The organism is Actinoplanes sp. GCM10030250 (genome assembly GCF_042666575.1).
In the GTDB taxonomy this organism is placed as follows: Bacteria; Actinomycetota; Actinomycetes; order Mycobacteriales; family Micromonosporaceae; genus Actinoplanes.
The window spans coordinates 195,131-213,880 of the sequence record NZ_JBHTDO010000002.1; the positions used below are offsets into that span (position 1 = coordinate 195,131).

General features: G+C 71.4%; 15 protein-coding genes. 7 read left to right on the plus strand and 8 right to left on the minus strand.

The window, feature by feature from the left end:
* Positions 1-9: 9 nt before the first annotated feature.
* A complete protein-coding gene (locus ACFQV6_RS04040; RefSeq protein WP_378025934.1) occupies positions 10-900 on the minus strand; it encodes a hypothetical protein in 891 nt (296 codons plus the stop codon).
* A 103-nt stretch (positions 901-1,003) separates the two neighbouring features.
* On the opposite strand from ACFQV6_RS04040, the gene ACFQV6_RS04045 reads away from it, so the two are divergent.
* On the plus strand, positions 1,004-1,720 hold the full coding sequence (locus tag ACFQV6_RS04045; protein ID WP_378025935.1) for a lysophospholipid acyltransferase family protein: 717 nt from the start codon (positions 1,004-1,006) through the stop codon (positions 1,718-1,720).
* Positions 1,721-2,296: 576 nt separating this feature from the next.
* Here the strand turns inward: ACFQV6_RS04045 and ACFQV6_RS04050 are convergent.
* Positions 2,297-2,500, minus strand: a complete 204-nt coding sequence (locus ACFQV6_RS04050; protein WP_014447450.1) for a cold-shock protein — start codon at positions 2,498-2,500, stop codon at positions 2,297-2,299.
* 223 nt (positions 2,501-2,723) lie between these two features.
* On the opposite strand from ACFQV6_RS04050, the gene ACFQV6_RS04055 reads away from it, so the two are divergent.
* A complete protein-coding gene (locus ACFQV6_RS04055; RefSeq protein WP_378025936.1) occupies positions 2,724-3,140 on the plus strand; it encodes a pilus assembly protein CpaE in 417 nt (138 codons plus the stop codon).
* A gap of 115 nt (positions 3,141-3,255) precedes the next feature.
* Here ACFQV6_RS04055 and ACFQV6_RS04060 read toward each other — a convergent pair whose 3' ends face one another.
* From ACFQV6_RS04060 to ACFQV6_RS04075, 4 genes are all read right to left on the minus strand, one after another.
* On the minus strand, positions 3,256-6,909 hold the full coding sequence (locus ACFQV6_RS04060) for an ATP-dependent helicase (RefSeq protein ID WP_378025937.1): 3,654 nt from the start codon (positions 6,907-6,909) through the stop codon (positions 3,256-3,258).
* Positions 6,910-7,010: 101 nt separating this feature from the next.
* A complete protein-coding gene (locus ACFQV6_RS04065; protein WP_378025938.1) occupies positions 7,011-10,922 on the minus strand; it encodes an ATP-dependent helicase in 3,912 nt (1,303 codons plus the stop codon).
* A gap of 29 nt (positions 10,923-10,951) precedes the next feature.
* Positions 10,952-11,503 (minus strand): TIGR00730 family Rossman fold protein, encoded by a 552-nt coding sequence (locus ACFQV6_RS04070; protein WP_378025939.1) that lies wholly within the window; start codon positions 11,501-11,503, stop codon positions 10,952-10,954.
* A 1-nt stretch (position 11,504) separates the two neighbouring features.
* Positions 11,505-12,284, minus strand: a complete 780-nt coding sequence (locus ACFQV6_RS04075; RefSeq protein WP_378025940.1) for a TIGR00730 family Rossman fold protein — start codon at positions 12,282-12,284, stop codon at positions 11,505-11,507.
* A 174-nt stretch (positions 12,285-12,458) separates the two neighbouring features.
* Between ACFQV6_RS04075 and ACFQV6_RS04080 the strand changes: the two genes are divergently transcribed.
* Positions 12,459-12,686 (plus strand): hypothetical protein, encoded by a 228-nt coding sequence (locus tag ACFQV6_RS04080; protein WP_378025941.1) that lies wholly within the window; start codon positions 12,459-12,461, stop codon positions 12,684-12,686.
* 13 nt (positions 12,687-12,699) lie between these two features.
* Here ACFQV6_RS04080 and dapE read toward each other — a convergent pair whose 3' ends face one another.
* A complete protein-coding gene (dapE, locus tag ACFQV6_RS04085; protein ID WP_378025942.1) occupies positions 12,700-13,773 on the minus strand; it encodes a succinyl-diaminopimelate desuccinylase in 1,074 nt (357 codons plus the stop codon).
* A 66-nt stretch (positions 13,774-13,839) separates the two neighbouring features.
* Between dapE and dapD the strand changes: the two genes are divergently transcribed.
* Positions 13,840-14,787 carry a 2,3,4,5-tetrahydropyridine-2,6-dicarboxylate N-succinyltransferase gene (gene dapD, locus ACFQV6_RS04090; RefSeq protein WP_378025943.1) on the plus strand — a complete coding sequence of 316 codons (948 nt, stop codon included), beginning with the start codon at positions 13,840-13,842 and terminating at the stop codon, positions 14,785-14,787.
* A 360-nt stretch (positions 14,788-15,147) separates the two neighbouring features.
* Here dapD and ACFQV6_RS04095 read toward each other — a convergent pair whose 3' ends face one another.
* A complete protein-coding gene (locus tag ACFQV6_RS04095; RefSeq protein ID WP_378025944.1) occupies positions 15,148-15,969 on the minus strand; it encodes a LysR family transcriptional regulator ArgP in 822 nt (273 codons plus the stop codon).
* 71 nt (positions 15,970-16,040) lie between these two features.
* On the opposite strand from ACFQV6_RS04095, the gene ACFQV6_RS04100 reads away from it, so the two are divergent.
* The 3 genes from ACFQV6_RS04100 (at position 16,041) to ACFQV6_RS04110 (ending at position 18,646) form a co-directional block, all read left to right on the plus strand.
* On the plus strand, positions 16,041-16,640 hold the full coding sequence (locus tag ACFQV6_RS04100; protein ID WP_378025945.1) for a LysE/ArgO family amino acid transporter: 600 nt from the start codon (positions 16,041-16,043) through the stop codon (positions 16,638-16,640).
* Between the two features lie 81 nt (positions 16,641-16,721).
* Positions 16,722-17,765, plus strand: a complete 1,044-nt coding sequence (locus ACFQV6_RS04105; protein ID WP_378026259.1) for a MerR family transcriptional regulator — start codon at positions 16,722-16,724, stop codon at positions 17,763-17,765.
* Between the two features lie 131 nt (positions 17,766-17,896).
* A complete protein-coding gene (locus ACFQV6_RS04110; protein ID WP_378025946.1) occupies positions 17,897-18,646 on the plus strand; it encodes a methyltransferase in 750 nt (249 codons plus the stop codon).
* Positions 18,647-18,750 lie beyond the last annotated feature (104 nt).

Sequence of the window (18,750 nt, forward strand, 5' to 3'; positions counted from 1 at the left end):
AGCAAGGGGCTAGAGCGGGCGTACCGAACTCAGCACGTCCTCGACGACGTAGTCGAACTGCTGGTGCGTACCGGGGACCGACACGTACAGAATGGCCGCCGTCGGCTTGCCGACGTCGATGACCGCCACCGCGGACAATTCCTCGGTGGCGGTCAGGCCCGGCGCCTGGAACCGCAACCGGAACTCGCTCACCCAGGCCGGCAACCCGCCCAGCGTCGTCACCTCGTCGCGGAGCGGCTCCATCGTGTTCGGCTGCGGGTAGTACTCGGCGCGGACGTCCGCCGCGACCTGCCGCCCGACACACTCCAGATCCAGCGACACCGCGTCGTTGTCCGCCGCCGGCACCGCCGCGGAGAGAATCGACGCGTGGTACTCCCCGCCGCTGTACACCTCGGTCACGAAGTGCTGGCCCACCCGGTAGGGCACGTTGAGCGTCCCGGCGCGCCACACATCGGTCCACGCCACCCACGGCGCGCCATACCGGCGGTAGGAGATGCCGGCCTCGTCGTCCTCGGTCCGCTCCCCGGTGGCCGGCGGCACCGTGCCGGGCTTGCGGGTCGGCGCCGCGCTCGGTGACCCGGTCGGCGCCGGGCAGGCCTGAGCGAGCGGCGGCCGCACATCAACCGGACCCGACGCACGGTCGCCGAACGGATCACCGTCACCACTGAGCAGCACCACCAGCAGGACCGCGAGACCCACCGCGAGGATCGCACCGGCCACCCCACCGAAGATCATCAACTGCCGCCGGCGTCGCTGTGGTCCATCCGGCACGAGCGCTTCCGGCGCCGCGGATGGTCGCTCAGAACCATCAGGGGGTACGCCCAAAGCTGTCACCGCACCCGAAGACCACATCCCGCTCGGGCGGCCCGCGCCGGTGGTGTACGGGTTCGGTTCGGACATGCTCTCCAGTGAACACCACCACGGGTCCCACAAGCCGGTACGCGTGCCGGTATTGTCCCGCCCGGCTCGGGCAGTTCCCAGAAACTTCTAGTACCGTGCTGCCATGGAACTGGTGTATCCCCCGGTCGTCGCCCTGGCCAAGACGATGTTCCGCGTTCTCGACAACAAGATCCAGGTCGACGGCGCCGAGCACATCCCGGCAACCGGTGGCGCGGTGCTCGCCAGCAACCACTCCAGCTACCTCGACTTCATCTACTGCGGCCTCGGCGCTCAGCCGGCCAAGCGGCTGGTGCGGTTCATGGCGAAGAAGCAGGTCTTCGACCACAAGGTCAGCGGCCCGCTGATGCGCGGCATGCGGCACATCCCGGTCGACCGCAAGGCCGGCCTCGGCGCCTTCCGCGAGGCCACCGACGCCCTGCGCCGAGGCGAGATCGTCGGCGTCTTCCCGGAAGCCACGATCAGCGAGTCCTTCACCATCAAGGGCCTGAAATCCGGCGCCGCCCGGATGGCGCAGGACGCCGGCGTCCCGTTGATCCCGATGGCCGTCTGGGGCCCGCACCGGCTCTGGACCAAGGGCCGCAAGAAAGAGCTCACCAAACGCCACGTGCCGGTCCTCATCAAGATCGGCGAAGCGGTGCCGATGCCGGAGGGCGCCACCCCGGAGGCCGTCACGGCCCTGCTCAAGGAGCGACTCACCGTCCTGCTGGACAGCGTGCAGCGCGCCTACCCGGACCAGCCCGCCGGCCCGGACGACCGCTGGTGGCTTCCCGCCCATCTGGGAGGCACCGCTCCTCTGCCGCCGGCGGCGGCCGCGGTCTGACCCTCTGACGTCCAGCTCCCCAAGCCCTCAAGCCCGCAAGCCGCGGCGCCTCGCGTGAGGCGACCGGGTCGGCGGCCCACGCGAGGCGGCGGCGCGTGCGAAGCGGCGCGAGACGGCCCTGTGCGAGACGGCGCTGTGCGAGACGGCGCGAAGTGGCCCTGTGCGAGGCGGCGCGGGGCGGGGCGGCCCGGCGCGCATGGAGCGGAACGCGGCAGGGCGGCGCCCGAGGCGGAACGGGGTGGGGCGCAGGCGGGGTAAGCGCACACGTTGAGGTTGTGTGCGTGTTTACCCACGTCATAAGCCTCGCCAGCACACGAAACCCCAATGTGTGCAGCTACAACGCCTGGCACGGGTGTTCAGGCGCGGCGCACACGGCGCAAGGCGCCCGGGGCACGACTCGCAATGCGTCGGCGCGCGGGACGAACGCGGACAGCGCCAACACGCGGCGCACGGGACGAACGCAGGCGACGCCGACATACGGGGCGCGATGCGGACGGCGCCGTACCCGGAGCAGGATACGGCGCCGCGGTCTTGCGCTGGCAGCCGCAGATGGCGGCTACTCGTCAGATGTGGGTATCAGACGGAGCGGATGTTCGCGGCCTGCGGGCCCTTCTGGCCCTGCGTCACCTCGAACTCGACCCGCTGGTTCTCCTCCAGGCTGCGGTAGCCCGACATCTGAATAGCGGAGAAGTGGGCGAAGACGTCGGCACCGCCGTCGTCGGGGGTGATGAACCCGAAGCCCTTGTCCGCGTTGAACCACTTCACAACGCCGGTAACCATGTCGTCTCCTCGACGGTCGATCGTTCCCGACCATTATGGACGGGAACGAGGTGGTAAGGCCCGCATTCTGCGGGGCTCGTGTCGCCGTACTGATCGCCCGTACCGGAGAAACCCGGGTTACGACAAAGAGCGCCTAGGGCAGACTTCACCACAGGCGCTCCTGAGTACTTGGGAACCAAACTGACAACGCTGGCGAGCCTAGCATGGCGAAGGAGGCCCGGAAGTGCTCGGCGTACAACTTGCGGCGCAGCTCAAAGCGGCCGGATTGACCTGGAAACCGCAGCTCGGAGACCGGTTCGCGATCCCCGATCGGGACCTCGACGACGAGGTGTTCGTGCTGAGCAACATGACGATCCAGGTGCACGACCGTCCGGAAGGGCGGATCATCGGTTTCAACGGGACCACCGAGTGGGCCCTCGACGACGTCGAGGTGGAGGAGACCATCTGGTTGCCGCGCGAGGACCAGCTGCGGGAGCTGCTGGGCGCGACCTTTCGCGAGCTGCGCCAGGAGAACAACACCTTTTCCGTACGGGTAGAGCTCCTCGGCGACAACCACGTCTTCACGGCCCCGAGCGCCGAATCCGGTTACGCCGCCGCCCTGCTCCACCTCCTCGCCGCCGCCGACGCGGGCGCCCGCTGACCCAGACAGCCGCAGACCCAGACAGCCGCTGACGCGGGCCACCGGCGACCCGGAAAATGTCGCACCACAGTGCTCCCGAACCTCGGCGCAGACGGCCGTCGAACAGCACCTCCGGTCAGGGGGACTCGGCCGGAATCTCCTCGATCAGCGCCGCCAGCGAGGCGGCGTCCATCAGGTCGAGCGGCCGGACAGTGACCTGCTCACGAACGTAGTGAAACCCCGCCCGGACCCGGCTCACCGGCACACCGGCGAGCGACGCCCAGGCGATCCGGTAGGCGGAGAGCTGCACCGCCGCCGCCTCAGCCTCCGCACCCGACGGCCGACGCCCGGTCTTCCAGTCGATGACGTCGAACCGGTTGTCCGCATCGGCGTACACCGCGTCCATCCGCCCGCGGACCACCACACCGGCGACGGTCGTCGCGAACGGCACCTCCACTTCGATCGGGTTCCGATCGGCCCACTCGCCGGTCAGGAACGCCTCCTGGAGCGCGGCGAGCTCCTCGTCACCGGCCGCACCGTCGTCCGCCGCACCGGGCAGCTCGTCGATGTCGATCAGCCGTGCCGAACCGAACCTCTGCTCCAGCCAGGCGTGGAAAGCGGTGCCTCGCCGGGCCTGCGGTGCGGGCCGGTACGGAAGTGGGCGGCGCAGCGACCGGGCCAGGGCCTGCGGATCGCGGCGCAGCACCACGAGCTGGGAGACGGACAGATGCGGTGGAAGGGCCACCTCGATCGGACCGTCGTGACGGGTCCGCTCCTCCCGCTCGGCCAGCAGCAGCTGAGCCTCCTGCCGCCACCGGACGATGTCCGGATCCGCAGCCTCCGCGACCCGGTCCGCCTCCTCCACCGCCGCCACCAGCCCCTCGCGATCCGGCGCCACCAGCCCCTCGCGATCCGGCGCCACCAGCCCCTCGCGATCCGGCGCCACCAGCCCCTCGCGATCCGGCGCCCCGCCACCCTCGGAGTCCTCCGAAGACGTGCCGGGGTCGTGGGGGATGTCGTCCGGGCGTACCCCTGCATGGGTTTGATCTTGATTTTGAGGAGTGGGCAACTGATCGGCCGGTGACCGTTTTCGGTCGACCTGGTGCGGGATCATGCCTGGACCGGCGAGACCGGCCAGGTCGGCGGCGAGGCCCGCGCGGGCCGCCACCTCGGGATCGGTGGCGGCCAGATCGGCGAAGGCCTCGGCGGCGGACGCGTCCGGGTTCTCGATCATGCGGCGGATCAGGTCGGCTGCGGCGGCCATCGCCGGGCGGCGCAGACCGAGCGGGTCGGCGGGCCACTCGGCGTTGGTGACCACGCGCTCGCTGGGGTTGGACTCGTCGGGGGCCGGCTCCGGGGTCCAGACGTCGACGATTCCGGCACCGTCGGCGCAGGTCGCGCGGATCTCGTCGAGGAAGACCGACGGGCCGCGGGGGCGCTTCACGCTCTCGCCCCACCAGTAGCCGGAGCAGAGCAGGAGCCGGCGGGGGCGGGTGACAGCGACGTACGCCAGACGCCGCTCCTCCCGCTCGTCGTGCTCCCGCCACGTCCGGCCGAAAGCGGTCACCGCCGCCGCGACGTCCTTCTGCTCGACCGCGTCGGAGAGGTCCAGCTCGGGAAGGCCGGACGAGTCACCCCGCAGCGGGAAGGGCAGCACGCCGATGCCACCGAGATAGTGGTCGGAGCTGCGGGAAAGCCCCGGCCAGACGCCTCGGCAGAGGCCCGCCACGGAGACCACGTCCCACTCGAGGCCCTTCGCGGCGTGTGCGGTGAGGATCTGCACCGCGCCCTCGACGACGTCGACCTGGCCGGGCTCGAGACCTCGTTCCTCCTCCTCGGCGGCGGCCAGGAAAGCCAGGAACCCGGCGAGGGTGCCGCTCTCGTTCTCGCTGCCGTAGCGGGTCGCCGCCTCGCCGAGCGCGTCCAGATGACCACGGGCCAGGCCGGCGTCACCGGCGGCCCAGCCCCGGACCGCGACCTCGACGTCCAGGCCCATGGTGCGCTCGATGTCGGCGAGCAGATCGGGCAGTGGCTGGTCCAGGCGCTGCCGCAGGGCGCTCAACTCCCTGCTGTACGCCCGGAGCCGCGCATATCCCTCGTCCGAATACTGCCGGGGCAGCCCGAGGTCGGCCATCGCCTCGACCAGGGTGGCGTCGTCGAGACGGTCCGACATGACACCCTCCGGCTCCTCACCGGCCTCGCCCGGTGCCTGCCGGGCGGCGGCGACGGCGCGCGCCCGCCGGTGCAGGGCGACCAGGTCACGCGGCCCGATCCGCCAGCGGGCGCCGGTGAGCAGGCGCAGCAGCGAGGCGCCGTCGGTCGGGTCGGCGAGCACGCGCAGGGTGCACACCACGTCCCGGACCTCGGGCGTGTCCAGCAGGCCGCCCAGTCCGACCACCTCGACCGGCAGGCCCCGGGCCCGCAGCGCCTCCTCGATCACCGGGATCTGGCTGCGGACGCGGACCAGCACGGCACTGGTCGGGCGCTGCTCCAGCGGGATCTCCTCGGGCAGCGCGGCCGGCGTCCCGGCGACAAGGCGCCAGGCGGTCAGCATCGAGTCGGCGATCCAGTTGGCCTCGTCCGCGTACGACGGGAGCAGCGCACACGTCACCGTGCGCCCGCCGACCGCCTCGGCCACCCGGTCGGCCGCCTTCAGCACACCGACCCGGGCGTTCAGCGGGGCGGCGAGGGTGTTCGCCACCCGCAGGATCTCGGGCCGGTTGCGCCAGCTCCGGGTCAGGCTCCGCACCCAGGCGGGATGGCCGCCGCGGTCGGTGAACTCGTTCGGGAACCGCTCCAGCGTCCCGGCGGAGGCACCCCGCCAGCCGTAGATCGACTGACACGGGTCGCCGACAGCGGTGACCGGGTGCCCGCCGCCGAACAGGTTGTTCAGCATGGTGACCTGGGCGTGGCTGGTGTCCTGGTACTCGTCGAGCAGCACGATCCGGAAGCGCCCGCGCTCGATCTCGCCGACCTCGGGATGATCCCGCGCCACCAGGGCGGCCCGGGCCATCTGATCGCCGAAGTCCATCGCCTCCACGTCGAGCTTGCGCTGCTCGTAGAGGCGGACCAGGGGCAGCAGGGTGAGCCGGTGCTGCTGGCGGCGCAGCACCTCGGAGACGTCCTTGTAGACCCGGCCCGGATATTCCTGCAGCTCGGCGAAGAACCGGCCGGTCCAGGCGGCCAGGTCACCGGGGGTGACGAGGTGCTCGGCCAGCTCGCCGGAGAGCGCGAGCACGTCGTCGGTCACCGTGCCCGGCGCGCGGTTCAGGCCGGTCATCTCACCGGTGTACGACCGGACGAGCGAGTCGACGATCTGCCAGCGGGCGGCCTCGGTGAGCAGCCGGGCGGACGGCTCGTAACCGGCGCGCAGGCCGTGCTCGGTGACGACGCGGGCGGCGTACGCGTGATAGGTCGAGATGGTCGCCTCACCGGCGAACGCGTCGTCCCGGCCGAGACGGCGGATCAGCTGGCCCAGGCGGGTACGGACGCGGTGCGCCAGCTCGCCGGCGGCCTTGCGGGTGAAGGTCAGGCCGAGGATCTCGCCGGGGTGGGCGTACCCGTTCGCGACCAGCCAGACCACCCGCGACGCCATCGTCTCGGTCTTGCCGGAACCGGCACCGGCGACCACCAGCAGCGGCTCGATCGGGGCCGCGATGATGGCTTCCTGCTCCGGGGTGGGCGGAGGCAGGCGCAGCATCCGGGCGAGCTCCCGCGGCGTGTAGCGGGGACCCGCGTCGGCCCGGCGGCGCGGCCGGGGCTGGTCGGAGAAGAGGGTCGGCTGGGTCATCGGCGTCCGCCCGGTCGCGGCTTCGGCTCGTTCATGGGTTCTCGTCCGGTCGCGGCTTCGGCTTGTTCATGGGCCCTCGTCCGGTCGCGGCTTCGGCTTGTTCATGGGCCCTCGTCCGGTCGCGGTGGGCCCGGCTCGACGACCTGGCGGCCCTTGCCGGAGATCGGGCAGCTGGTGCGGACCGGGCAGACCCGGCATCGGCTGTTCGCCACCGCCGAGAACGTCGACGCGGCCATGGTGTCGGCGGTGCGGCGGACCATCGCGTACGCCCATTGCGGGTCGGTCGCGTCGGCCAGCGGCACCTGCATCTGCTCGCGGGCCTCCTTCCCCGGTCCGAGTTGCACCAGGGCGGCACCGCCGCTGTCCTGCCCGTAGTCGCCGAAAGCACCCGCGTCGACGGCCGCCTGATAACCCGCGAGCTGCGGATTCTCGGCCACGTCAGCCGATGAGACGGCGGTCGTCTTGCCGGTCTTCAAATCGATGACCACCAGCCGGCCCTCGTCGTCGATCTCGAGCCGGTCCACCCGGCCGGTCAGCTGGATCGGGCGCTGCTCGTTCTCCAGCCGCACGGTGAACTCGTGCTCGATCGCCAGCAGCCGCCGCGGATTCACCGCCAGCCAGCGCAACAACTTGTCGACCATGCCCTGGGCCCGCTCGTGCTCCGGACCGGCCAGCCAGCGCGCCGCCAGCTCGATCGAGTCGAAGCGGGCGGACACATACTCCACCAGCTTCTCCCGGTCCACGTTCGCGTCCTCGGCCAGCATCGCCGCGGCGTGCACCAGGTTGCCGATGCCCTGCGCCGGTCCGGCCGGTGCCGCGCCGCCGTGCCGTTCCAGCAGCCAGCGCAGGCTGCAGCGCAGCGCACTCTCCATCGACGAGGGCGTGACCTTGACCGGTTCACCCTCGTCGACCAGGGGGCGGTCGTCGGAGAGCGGGCGCAGTCCCCACCACTCATCCGGGTGCGCGCCGGGAACGCCCGCGGCGGCCAGGCGGGCGAGCTCGGCCGCGGCGGCGCGCCGCCGGCTGGGCGTTTCGTCAGAAGCCACCACGACTGTACGCAGCTCAGCCACCAGCGACGCGAGAGTGAGTGCCCGGGGCGCCCGCCCGACGGGAAGATCCTCCTCGTCGCCGGAGGTGTCGCCCTCGAACTCGTCGTCTGCCAGGCCGTCGTCCTCCGGCTCGCCGTCCTGAGGCTCGCCGTCCTCTGCCAGGCGGTCGTCATCGGCCGCCGGGCCGTCGTCGTCCGCCGGGCCGTCGTCGTCCGCCGGGCCGTCGTCGTCCGCCGGGCCGTCGTCGTCCGCCGGGCCGTCGTCCTCTGCTGGGCCACGGTCGTCGTCTGCGTCGTCCGGCATGGCGGGATCGGTCGCGGAACCGCCGGGCGAGCCGGCCGCGGGACCGGGCCCAGGGCCGTCGGGCGCGGGACCGCCGGGCGGGCCGGTGTCCCACGGGTCCGGATCCGGTGGTTCGTCAGGCGGGGGCGCGTCCGGCCCCGGTCCGGCATCGGGGCGGATGACGGGCGTCGCCAGTTCGGTGAGGAACCGGCTGGGCTGCTCCTCGCCCACGGAGCCACCGGCGCTCGCCGAAGCGACTGCGGTCGCCACCAGCCGCTTGCGGGCGCGGGTGATCGCCACGTAGAAGAGGCGCCGCTCCTCGTCGAGCAGCGCCGACGTCTCGGCGACGATGGCCGCGGCGCCCGACGCGGGGCGGCCGGCGAGCACGTCGACAAGGCGTTCCGAGCCGAGCAGGCTGCCGCGCAACCGCAGGTCCGGCCAGATGCCCTCCTGGACGCCGGCCAGGACCACGACGTCCCACTCCAGGCCCTTGGCCGCGTGCACGGTGAGCAGCCGGACCGCCTCGCCCCGGTCGGCACTCGGCGCGATCGAGTCGGCGGGCAGGTCCTGGCCGAGCACGTGGTCGAGGAACACCTCGGTGCGGGCGCCGGGCAGCCGGTCGACGAACCGGGCGGCCGCGTCGAAGAGGACCACCATCGCGTCGAGGTCGCGGTCGGCGGCCTCGGCACGCCACTGCCGGGCCCGGCCCACCTCTCTCTGGTCGGGCATGGGGGCGTTGCGGGTGCTCATCGCGTACCACCGGTCGGCGAGATTGCTGGCCCGCCACACGGCCCAGAGCACGTCCTCGGCGGTGGCGCCCGGCTCGGCGGCCGCCTCCCGGACGACGGTGAGCAGCCGGGCGATGGTCTGCGCCGGGCGGGCCCAGCGCCGCTCGACCATGTCCAGCCCGGCCGGATCGCGGACCGCGTCGACAAGCAGCTCACCCGAGGGGCGCCGGTCACCGGCGGCGAGAGCGAGCGCCCTGAGCCCCTGGCGCAGCCGCCGCTCGGCGAGCGGGTCGGCGCCGCCGAGCGGAGAGTGCAACAACGCGACCGCTGCCTCCTCGTCGAGCACCTGAGGCTCGAGCCCGCAGCGCAGGAGCAGCAGGAACGGCGCGACCGCCGGCTGCAGGTGCAGCGGCAGATCCTCCGCGTGGGTGACGGTGGGCACGCCGGCGGCGGCGAGCGCCCGCTGCACGGACGGCTGCTGAAGGGCGGTCGAGCGCATCAGCACCGCCATCCGCGACCAGGGAACGCCGTGCAGCAGGTGCGCCTCGCGCAGGGCGTGCGCGATGAAGGCGGTCTCAGCGGCCGGCGACCGAAATGTCCGCACCACCGCCTCCGGCCGCACCCCGAACAGATCCGTTCCGCCCGAATCAGCAGCCCCAGCCGCCCCGGAAGAGGCCGCCCCCGAAGAGACAGCCCCGGGAGCGGCCGATCCGGAAGCCGCCGGGTCAGACGAAGCCGGCGACGCGGGCTGGGCCTCAGGCAACGCGGGCTGGGCCTCAGGCAACACGGGCTGGGCCTCAGGCGACGCGGGCTGGGCCTCAGGCAACGCGGGCTGAGATGCGGGCAGCGCGGGCTGGGGCGGAAACATCGGCCGATGCCCCATGGCACCGCGCATCCGCCGGGCCACCCGCCCGGTGGCCGAGAGCAGCTGGGGAGCCGTCCGATAGTTCGTGTGCAGGACCACCGTCTCGGCCGGGGCGCCCGCCGCCGACCGGAACAGTTCCGGGAAGGTCGCGACCACCGCGGGATCGGCGCCGCGGAATCCGTAGACCGAGGAGTCCGGATCGGCGAACGCCACGAGTGGCTTTCCGCCGCCGGCCACCTGGGACAGCAGCTCGATCTGGGCGGGGTCGGTCTCGGCCAGCTCGTCGACGAAGACGAACTCGAGGCGGCGGCGCTCGGCGGCCAGCAGGTCGGGCTCGTCGTCGAGCAGGCCGGAGGCGGCGCGGACCAGCTCGGCCGGGTCGTATGCGGTGGAGCCGCGGGTGGTGACGTCGCGCAGGGCGAGGACCGCGACATATTCCCGGAGGAAGCGTGCCGCGGCGGGCCAGTCGTCGCGGCCCAGCCGCTCGCCCAGGCGGGCCAGCTCGACCGGGCCGACGCCCCGCTCGGCGGCGCGCTGCATGAGGTCGCGCAGCTGCTGGGCGAAGGCCCGGGTGGGCAGGGCCGACCGCAGTGCCTCGGGCCAGCCGATCTCGTCGTGCATTTCCGGGTCGCCGATGACGGAGAGCAGCTCCCGGATGATCAGGTCTTGCTCGGGGCCGGTGAGCAGCCGTGGTGACGGCTCGCCCCGCTCGGCCGCGGCGCGGCGGAGGAGGCCGAACGCATAGGCGTGGAAGGTCCTGACCAGCGGCTCGTGGACGATGCGCCCGGGGGTGTCGGCGATCCGCGCCTCGATGCGGTCGCGCAGCGCGGCGGCACCGCGGCGGCCGAAGGTGAGCACCAGGAGCCGCTCCGGGTCGACGCCCTCGGCGATGCGCGCCGCGACGGCCTCGACCAGGACTGTCGTCTTGCCGGTGCCGGGGCCGCCGATGACCAGCAGGGGGCCGCCGGTGTGCCCGGTCACCCGGCGTTGTGTCTCGTCCGCCGGGAGCTCGGGCACCACCGTGCGGGAGCGCCGAACCAGGCGATAGGCCGGCCGGCGCACCGGAGTCGGGGGGGCCGGCGTGCTCACGGCATCTATGAGAGCACGCCGGTACGACGTTATTCCGCGCCGAGGGTGTCCTCGATGAGGTCGAGCGCCTCCGGAACCGTGCGGGCGATCTGGATCATCTCCATCGCCGAGGGCCTGACGAACTTCTGATCGACGAGCCCGCCGAGCCAGCGCAGCAGGCCGTCGTAGAAGCCGTCCGGGTCGAGCAGGACGAGCGGCTTGCGGTGGACGTCGAGCGTGGCGGTGGTCCACACCTCGAAGAGCTCGTCCAGGGTGCCGAGGCCGCCGGGCAGGGTGAGGAAGGCGTCCGAGCGGTCGATCATCACGTTCTTCCGCTCACCCATGTCGGTGGTGATCAGGAGCTCGTCCGAGGCGACGTCGGCGACCTCGAGGTCGACCAGGCACTGCGGGATGATCCCGAGGGTGTGCCCGCCGGCCGTGCGGGCACCGTCGGCGACGCTGCCCATCATGCCGACGCAGCCGCCGCCGGAGACCAGGACGTGGCCACGCTCGGCGAGGACCCGGCCGGTTTCCGTGGCGAGGTCGAGCCAGCGTTGTTCGAGGGTGGTCGAGGAGGCGCAGAAGACGCAGACGGCAGCCACGTCACCGCGTCCCGTTCGACCCGGCGAGGGCCGCGTCGGCGTCCACGATGATGCGAACCGCCTCGTCGACGTCGTCGGTGATCTGGATGAGGTCGAGGTCCGCGGAACTGATCTTGCCTTCGTCGAGCATCCGGCCCTTCATCCAGTCGACGAGCCCGCTCCAGTAATCGGCGCCCATCAGGATCACCGGGAACCGGGTCACCTTCTTCGTCTGGACCAGCGTGATCGCCTCGAACAGCTCGTCGAGCGTGCCGAAGCCGCCCGGCAGCACCACGAAGGCCTGGGCATATTTCACGAACATGGTCTTGCGTACGAAGAAGTAGCGGAAATCGATCCCGATATCGACCCAGTCGTTGAGTCCCTGTTCGAAGGGAAGCTCGATGCCTAGCCCGACCGACATCCCGCCCGCGTCGGTGGCGCCCCGGTTCGCCGCCTCCATCACCCCCGGACCGCCGCCGGTGATCACCGCGTATCCCGCCTCGGCGAGGGCCGCACCGAGGCTCTCGGCGAGCCGGCACTCGTAGCTGTCCGGGCTGCTGCGGGCGGACCCGAAGACGCTCACCGCGGGAGGCAGGTCGGCCAGGGTGTCGAAGCCCTCCACGAACTCGGAGAGGATCCGCAGCGCCCGCCAGGCGTCCTTGGTCTTCCACTCACCGCGGTTGTGGGAGTCGAGCAGTTTCTGGTCGGCTGTACTCGGTGGGATGGAGTCACGCCGCAACGTGACCGCACCGCGATGACGTTCCGGCCCGGGTTGTGGTCGCCCGTTGGTGCTCTCCGTCATGCCACCAAGGTAGTGCGGACGGTCAGTACCTGGTGAATAACCGGCTGCGTTTCGGTAAGAGGATTGCGACGCGCAGACCTTTTTGCCAGATTGAAGCAACCGACAGTAGCTCCGGCACGTCTGTACTGTTACCGACCTTGGCATCACCTGGCTCCCGGCGAAGGAGCAGCGACTGTGACGAACCGATACGAGCGCATCAAGATGCAGCGCCGCATGCAACGCCGGATCCGCCTGGTGGTGGAGGAACGGCGGGTTGCCTTCGCGGCGGGTGACGTCGCGCCGGCCGTCGATCCGGAGGCGACGATGGAGATACCGCCGCAGGATCTGCCCCACGATCTGCCCGCCGCGATGGCGGTGGTGCCGCAGCGGGCGATCGGGCGTGTCACCGTACCCCTGATTTGAAGATCTTGAAGGTCTAGTCCGTTGCCAGCCAGCGGTAGAGCGTGGCGGAACCGTCGCGGATCTTGCCGATTTCGACGTGCTCGTCCGGCGCGTGCGCCAGCGCCGGGTCACCGGGGCCGTAATTGAGGGCCGGGATGCCGAGCGCGGCGAAGCGCGAGACGTCGGTCCAGCCGAGCTTGCCGGCCGGCTCGATGCCGACCGCCGCGAGGAACTCCCTGGCCGGCGCCGCGCTCAGGCCGGGCATCGCACCCGGCGCCGAGTCGGTGACCTCCAGCTCATAACCCTCGAAGACCTCGTGCAGGTGCGCGAGGGCCTGTTTCTCCGAACGGTCCGGGGCGAAGCGCAGGTTGACGTCGATCGAGCACTCGTCCGGCACGACGTTGCCCGCGATGCCACCGGCGATGCCGACCGCGCTCAAACCCTCCCGATAGGTGCAGCCGTCGATCGTCACGGCCCGTGGGTGATAGTCGGCGAGGCGCCGCAGCACCTCGCCCGCCGCATGGATCGCATTCTCCCCGCGCCAGGCCCGGGCGGTGTGCGCCCGCCGCCCACGGGTGTGCACCCGCGCCTGCATCGTCCCCTGACAACCCGCCTCGACCAGCCCGAACGTCGGCTCGAGGAGCACGGCGAAGTCGGCCCTCAGCCATTTCGGATGTGCCTCGGCCACCAGGTTGAGCCCGTTGAACTCCGACTCGATCTCCTCCGCCTCGTAGAAGAGGTAGGTGAGGTCGTAACGCGGGTCGGGCAGGGTGACCGCCAGGTGCAGGGCGAGCGCGACACCGGATTTCATGTCCGCCGTGCCGCAGCCGTAGATCAGGTCGTCGACGACGGTGGACGGCCAGTTGCCGTTGATCGGCACCGTGTCGAGGTGGCCGGCCAGGATGACCCGCTGCGCGTGGCCCAGTTTGGTCTTGGCCATCACCGTGTTGCCCAGCCGGCGAACGGTCAGGTGAGCGACCTGGCGGAGAACCTCCTCGACGCAGTCGGCGATCGCCTTCTCGTCGCGGGAGACGGACTCGATGTCAACCAGCGCGCGGGTCAGCACGACCGGGTCGAGCAGCACATCCGGGGTGAGCGGGTTGGCCATGTGCGCACCATACCGGGGGCATGTGACACCCCCGAGGCCTCATCCGAGGTCTAGTAGGGTGCGTGCGTGGAAACCGCGCTCTCGACTTCGCCCGCGTGGGGCATCGGCCTCGCCACCGTCACCGCCGAGGGGCAGGTTCTGGACACCTGGTTCCCCGCCGGGTTCCTGGGCCTGGGTGAGGAGCCCGCCGGCGCGCCCTCGCTCCCGGCCGGGCAGACCGGCCCCAAGCTGCTCCCCGGCCTCAGCACCGTCGAGGTCCGCGTCACGATCAAGTCGCTGGTCGACCCGATCGCCGACGCCTCCGACGCCTACCTCCGGCTGCACCTGCTCTCCCACCGCCTGGTCCAGCCGAACGCGCTGAACCTGGACGGCGTCTTCGGCAAACTGGCGAACGTGGCCTGGACCTCGGCCGGCCCGTGCCCGCCGGAGCGGGTCGACGAGCTGCGCTTCCTGGAGCGCGCCGCCGGCCGTCAGCTCGCCGTCTACGGCGTCGACAAGTTCCCGCGGATGAGCGATTACGTGGTCCCGTCCGGCGTCCGGATCGCCGACGCCGACCGGGTCCGCCTCGGCGCCCACCTGGCCTCCGGCACCACTGTCATGCACGAGGGCTTCGTCAACTTCAACGCTGGCACGCTGGGCACCTCGATGGTCGAGGGCCGCATCGTGCAGGGCGTGGTGGTCGGCGACGGCTCCGACATCGGCGGCGGATCGTCGATCATGGGCACGCTCTCCGGCGGCGGCAAGACGAAGATCCGCATCGGTGAGCGCAGCCTGCTCGGCGCGAACGCCGGTGTCGGCATCTCACTCGGTGACGACTGCGTCGTCGAGGCGGGCGTCTACATCACCGCCGCGTCGAAGATCTCCCTGCCGGACGGGCGTGTGGTGAAGGCCATCGAGCTGTCCGGAGTGAACAACCTTCTCTTCTGGCGCAACTCGATCTCGGGTGCGCTGGAGGCCCGCCCGCGTAAGGGCACCGGCATCGAGCTGAATACCGCGCTCCACACGAACGACTAGACGCCTTCCGGGGTCGAGGTCCGCCCGCGCCACCACTCGGTGACGCGGGCTCTCCCTTTCCCCGGCTGTCCCGGCTGGCGCTCAGTGGCACCTTTCCAGCCGAAACACCCCGCTGACACCCAGCTGGCCGTCCCGGCTGGCGCTCAGTGGCCCCTTTCCAGCCGGAACACCCCGCTGACAGCCAGCTGGCTGTCCCGGCTGGCGCGCAGTGGCCCTTTTCGGGCCGGAACACCCCGCTGACAGCCAGCTGGCCGACCCGGCTGGCGCACAGTGGCCCTTTTCGAGCCGAAACACCCCGCTGACAGCCAGCTGGCCGTCCCGGCTGGCGCTCGGTGGGGCCGACCCTCCGCTGTGAAAGGGCTAAACGCGCAGGGATGAGACGGCCGCCGCCCGTACGGCGGCCGTCAGCGTGTTCAAGGTCTCCGACTCGATGCGCCAGTACTGCCAGTAGAGCGGGACGTCGAGGTGCTCCCCGGGGCGGATGTTGACGTAGCGCCCGCTCTCCAGGTCCGGGCGGGCGTTCTGCTCCGGGACCATGCCCCAGCCGAGGCCGAGCCGAACGGCCTCGTTGAAGCCCGCCGCGCTCGGGACGTAGTGGATCCGCGGTTCCGGCCGGTCACCCAGGAACCGGTGCTGCAGGCGGTCCTTGCGGTTGTAGAGGAGCATCGGCGCCCGGCTCAGGTCGCTCGCGTCGAAGCCGGGAGCCGCGACCGGCAGGTACCGCATGGCACCGAGCAGCTCCACCCGGCATCCCTGGACGGCCACGTGGTCGGAGGTCACCGCGGCCATCACGGTGCCGGCTCTCAGCAGCTCGGCGGTGTGGTCCTGGTCGTCGGTGTGAACCTCGAAGGTCACTTCCGGCACCCTGGTGAGCACCGGCAGGAACCAGCTGTTCAATGAGTCCGCGTTCACCACGATCGAGAGCCGGGTGTCACCCCGGGCCTGGACGAGTGCTTCCCGTTCGAGGAGGGCCACCTGCCCGGCGAACCGGACCAGTGCCTGCCCGGCGGTGGTCGCCACGCACGGTTTGGCACGGCGCACCAGCACCTGCCCGACGGACTGCTCCAGCGCCTTGATCCGCTGGCTGACCGCTGAGGGTGTGACGTGCAGCGCACGCGCCGCCGCCTCGAAGCTGCCCAACTCGACCACGGCCTGGAACGTCTCCAGTTGAACCTGGTCCATGTTTAGCAATACTAATCCATCGTCAGAATGATTAGCTGGAGTGTGGGGAAGTCCGCCCGTAGCGTCGAGCCATGTTCGCCTCCGCTTTAGCCGGTTTTGCCGCGTCCGCCGTGCTGATCATCGCCATCGGGGCACAGAACGCCTTCGTCCTGCGCCAAGGATTGCGCCGGGAGCACGTACTCCCCGTGGTCTTGACCTGTGCTCTTTCCGATCTGGCCCTGATCTCCGCCGGCATCGCCGGCCTCGGCGCCGTCCTGACCGCTCAGCCCGGGCTGGTCGCCGCGATCCGGTGGGTGGGTGCCGTGTTCCTGTTCGGCTATGCCGCGCTCGCCGCGCGGAGGGCGCTGCGACCGCGGGCGCTCGACCCGGTCGGCAAGGCGCCGGCCACGCTGCGCGCCACGCTGTTGACCTGCCTCGCCCTCACCTACCTCAATCCGCACGTCTATCTCGACACCGTGTTGCTTCTCGGCTCGGTCGCGCAGCAGCACGCGCACCGCTGGATGTTCGGCGTGGGCGCTGCCGCCGCGAGCCTGATCTGGTTCACCGCGCTGGGCACCGGCGCACATCGCCTGGCCCCGCTGCTTGCCCGGCCCTCCGCCTGGCGCGTGCTGGATGCCCTGATCGCCGTGGTCATGTTCGGAATCGGCGTCACACTTGTCGTCCAGGCTTGACCGCCGGACCGGGTCGGCTCACCGGCGGGGCTTGACTCTCACCTTGGGGCAGAGTTCAGAGTGGGGCGAGTGATGAGCGAGATGCGAGGCATCGGCGAGGTTGCCCGAGCCAGTGGCCTGAGCGTCAGCGCGCTGCGGTTCTACGACGGTGCGGGCGTCCTGGTCCCGGCCGTCGTGGACCGGGCCACCGGCTATCGCCGATACACCGCGGATCAGATCAGAGCGGCGCGGCTCATCGCCGGGCTGCGGCGGGTGGGCATGCCGGTCGCCGAGATCGCCCAGGCGGTTCAAGACCTGCACAACCCCCCTTCTGTACGGGTGAAGCTCGACCGCCATCTGGATCGTCTCGAGTCCGGTCTGGCCGATGCCCGGCGTGAGCTCGTCCGCCTCCACTCACTGCTCGACCTTGAGGAGAAGCTGATGACCCGCGTCACCCTGACCGCTGCCGACCTGTCCGCCGCCCTCGACGCCGTTCGTTTCGCCGCGGCCGTCGCCGACAGCGAGATCCCGGCCGGTGTGCTGTTCGAGATCGTCGACGACGAGGTGACGCTCGTCGCCACCGACCGCTTCCGCCTTGCCGTCGCCACCGCTCCGGCCCAGGTCGAGGGTCCACCGGCCCGCCAGTTCCTCCCGCTGTCGTTCACCGACGAGCTGCGTTCGCTGCCGTCCGGCCCGGTCGTCCTGGACCTCGCCGCCGACCGGGTGTGCGCCCGGGCCGGCGACCGGACCGTCGACGACAAGCCGATCGACATGGACTTCCCCGACTACCGCCGCCTGCTGACCCCCGCCGGGCCGGCCACCCGTCAGGTGCCGGTGAGCGCCGCCGGCCTGCGCGAGCAGCTTGCCGCGGCGCCGGTGGTGGCCCGTGAGCACGAGGGCATGGCATATCCGGTGTCGATCCTCGGCCTCGATCCCGCGGGCGGCCTGCGCCTGGTCGCCGAGGGTGACTGGCAGGCGGACGGTGACGCCCACGTGGCCGTCAACCGCGAGTTTCTGCTCCAGGCGCTGGACGCCGGCGGCTCGGGGCAGCTGGTGCTGGAGCTCGACGGACCGGTCCGGCCGCTGGCGGTGCGCGTCCCCGGTGACGAGTCCCGATTCTCGATCCTCATGCCGGTCCGGCAATGATGCGGTTCGGACCGTTTTCGGGTGACACCGGAGGGCCGCTGGTAACCGTTCAGCCACAGTCCGGCACCGGTCCCGCATGGGACCTGGGATGGAGTCGCAGCTCGGGCCGAGGCCCGGCTACTTTTCCCCGTGTGCGCAGCAACCGGCAGGGGGACGAACTCAACGCCGCGGCTACCGGCGCCTCCATGACCGGGTGGGAATTCGCCTGGCTGGACGGCCTGGCCGTGGCGTCCGAGCCGTCCTGGTCGTACCCGGAGATGGCCCGCCCCCTGCTGCGCCGGGCGTTCAGCCTCCTCGACCTCGACACCGGCGGCGGTGAGCTGCTCGCCGAGCTGAGCCCGCTCCCACCGCACACGGTGGCGGTGGAGAGCTGGTCGCGCAACACTCCCGCCGCCCGCGAGCGGCTCACCCCGTTCGGCGTCTCCGTGCTGACCGAGCTGCCCGCCGGCGAGAACGAGTTCGACCTCGTCCTCAGCCGGCACGGCCGACTGCCTGCGCCGGACATCGCCCGGCTTCTGAAGCCCGGCGGCACCCTGCTCACCCAGCAGGTCGGCAGCGACGACCTCGCCGACCTGAACTCCGCACTCGGCGCACCACCCCCGCACCCGCGCCGCTGGGACGCCGAGGTCGCCGTCAGGGCACTGGAAGCGGCCGGCCTCCGGGTGACCGACGTGCGCGAGGAGCACCCGGCCGCCGTCTTCCGCGACATCTCCTCCGTGGTCCATCAACTGCGCACAGTGCCCTGGCAGGTCCGGGACTTCACCCCGCAGCGGTACGAACGGGCCCTCGCCCGCCTCTCGGCCACCATCCGGGCCCGCGGCGAGTTCACCGCGCGAGCACACCGGTTCCTCGTCCAGGCCCAGCGACCGACAGAGGCGTAAGGCGCAAGCCTCTTTCAGGGGATCCGCCGTTAATCCTTTGGTGTTTGCTACCCGGAAAATGTTACCCGGTCATTTGTTCCGGACCTTTGGTTTCACATTAAAGC

What these genes read in the sequence shown, in the direction of transcription:
- ACFQV6_RS04040 (WP_378025934.1), bottom strand. Translation starts at nt 900, where the DNA reads ATGTCCGAACCGAACCCGTACACCACCGGCGCGGGCCGCCCGAGCGGG.
- ACFQV6_RS04045 (WP_378025935.1), top strand. Translation starts at nt 1,004, where the DNA reads ATGGAACTGGTGTATCCCCCGGTCGTCGCCCTGGCCAAGACGATGTTC.
- ACFQV6_RS04050 (WP_014447450.1), bottom strand. Translation starts at nt 2,500, where the DNA reads ATGGTTACCGGCGTTGTGAAGTGGTTCAACGCGGACAAGGGCTTCGGG.
- ACFQV6_RS04060 (WP_378025937.1), bottom strand. Translation starts at nt 6,909, where the DNA reads ATGACCCAGCCGACCCTCTTCTCCGACCAGCCCCGGCCGCGCCGCCGG.
- ACFQV6_RS04075 (WP_378025940.1), bottom strand. Translation starts at nt 12,284, where the DNA reads ATGACGGAGAGCACCAACGGGCGACCACAACCCGGGCCGGAACGTCAT.
- dapE (WP_378025942.1), bottom strand. Translation starts at nt 13,773, where the DNA reads ATGGCCAACCCGCTCACCCCGGATGTGCTGCTCGACCCGGTCGTGCTG.
- ACFQV6_RS04095 (WP_378025944.1), bottom strand. Translation starts at nt 15,969, where the DNA reads ATGGACCAGGTTCAACTGGAGACGTTCCAGGCCGTGGTCGAGTTGGGC.
- ACFQV6_RS04100 (WP_378025945.1), top strand. Translation starts at nt 16,041, where the DNA reads ATGTTCGCCTCCGCTTTAGCCGGTTTTGCCGCGTCCGCCGTGCTGATC.
- ACFQV6_RS04105 (WP_378026259.1), top strand. Translation starts at nt 16,722, where the DNA reads ATGCGAGGCATCGGCGAGGTTGCCCGAGCCAGTGGCCTGAGCGTCAGC.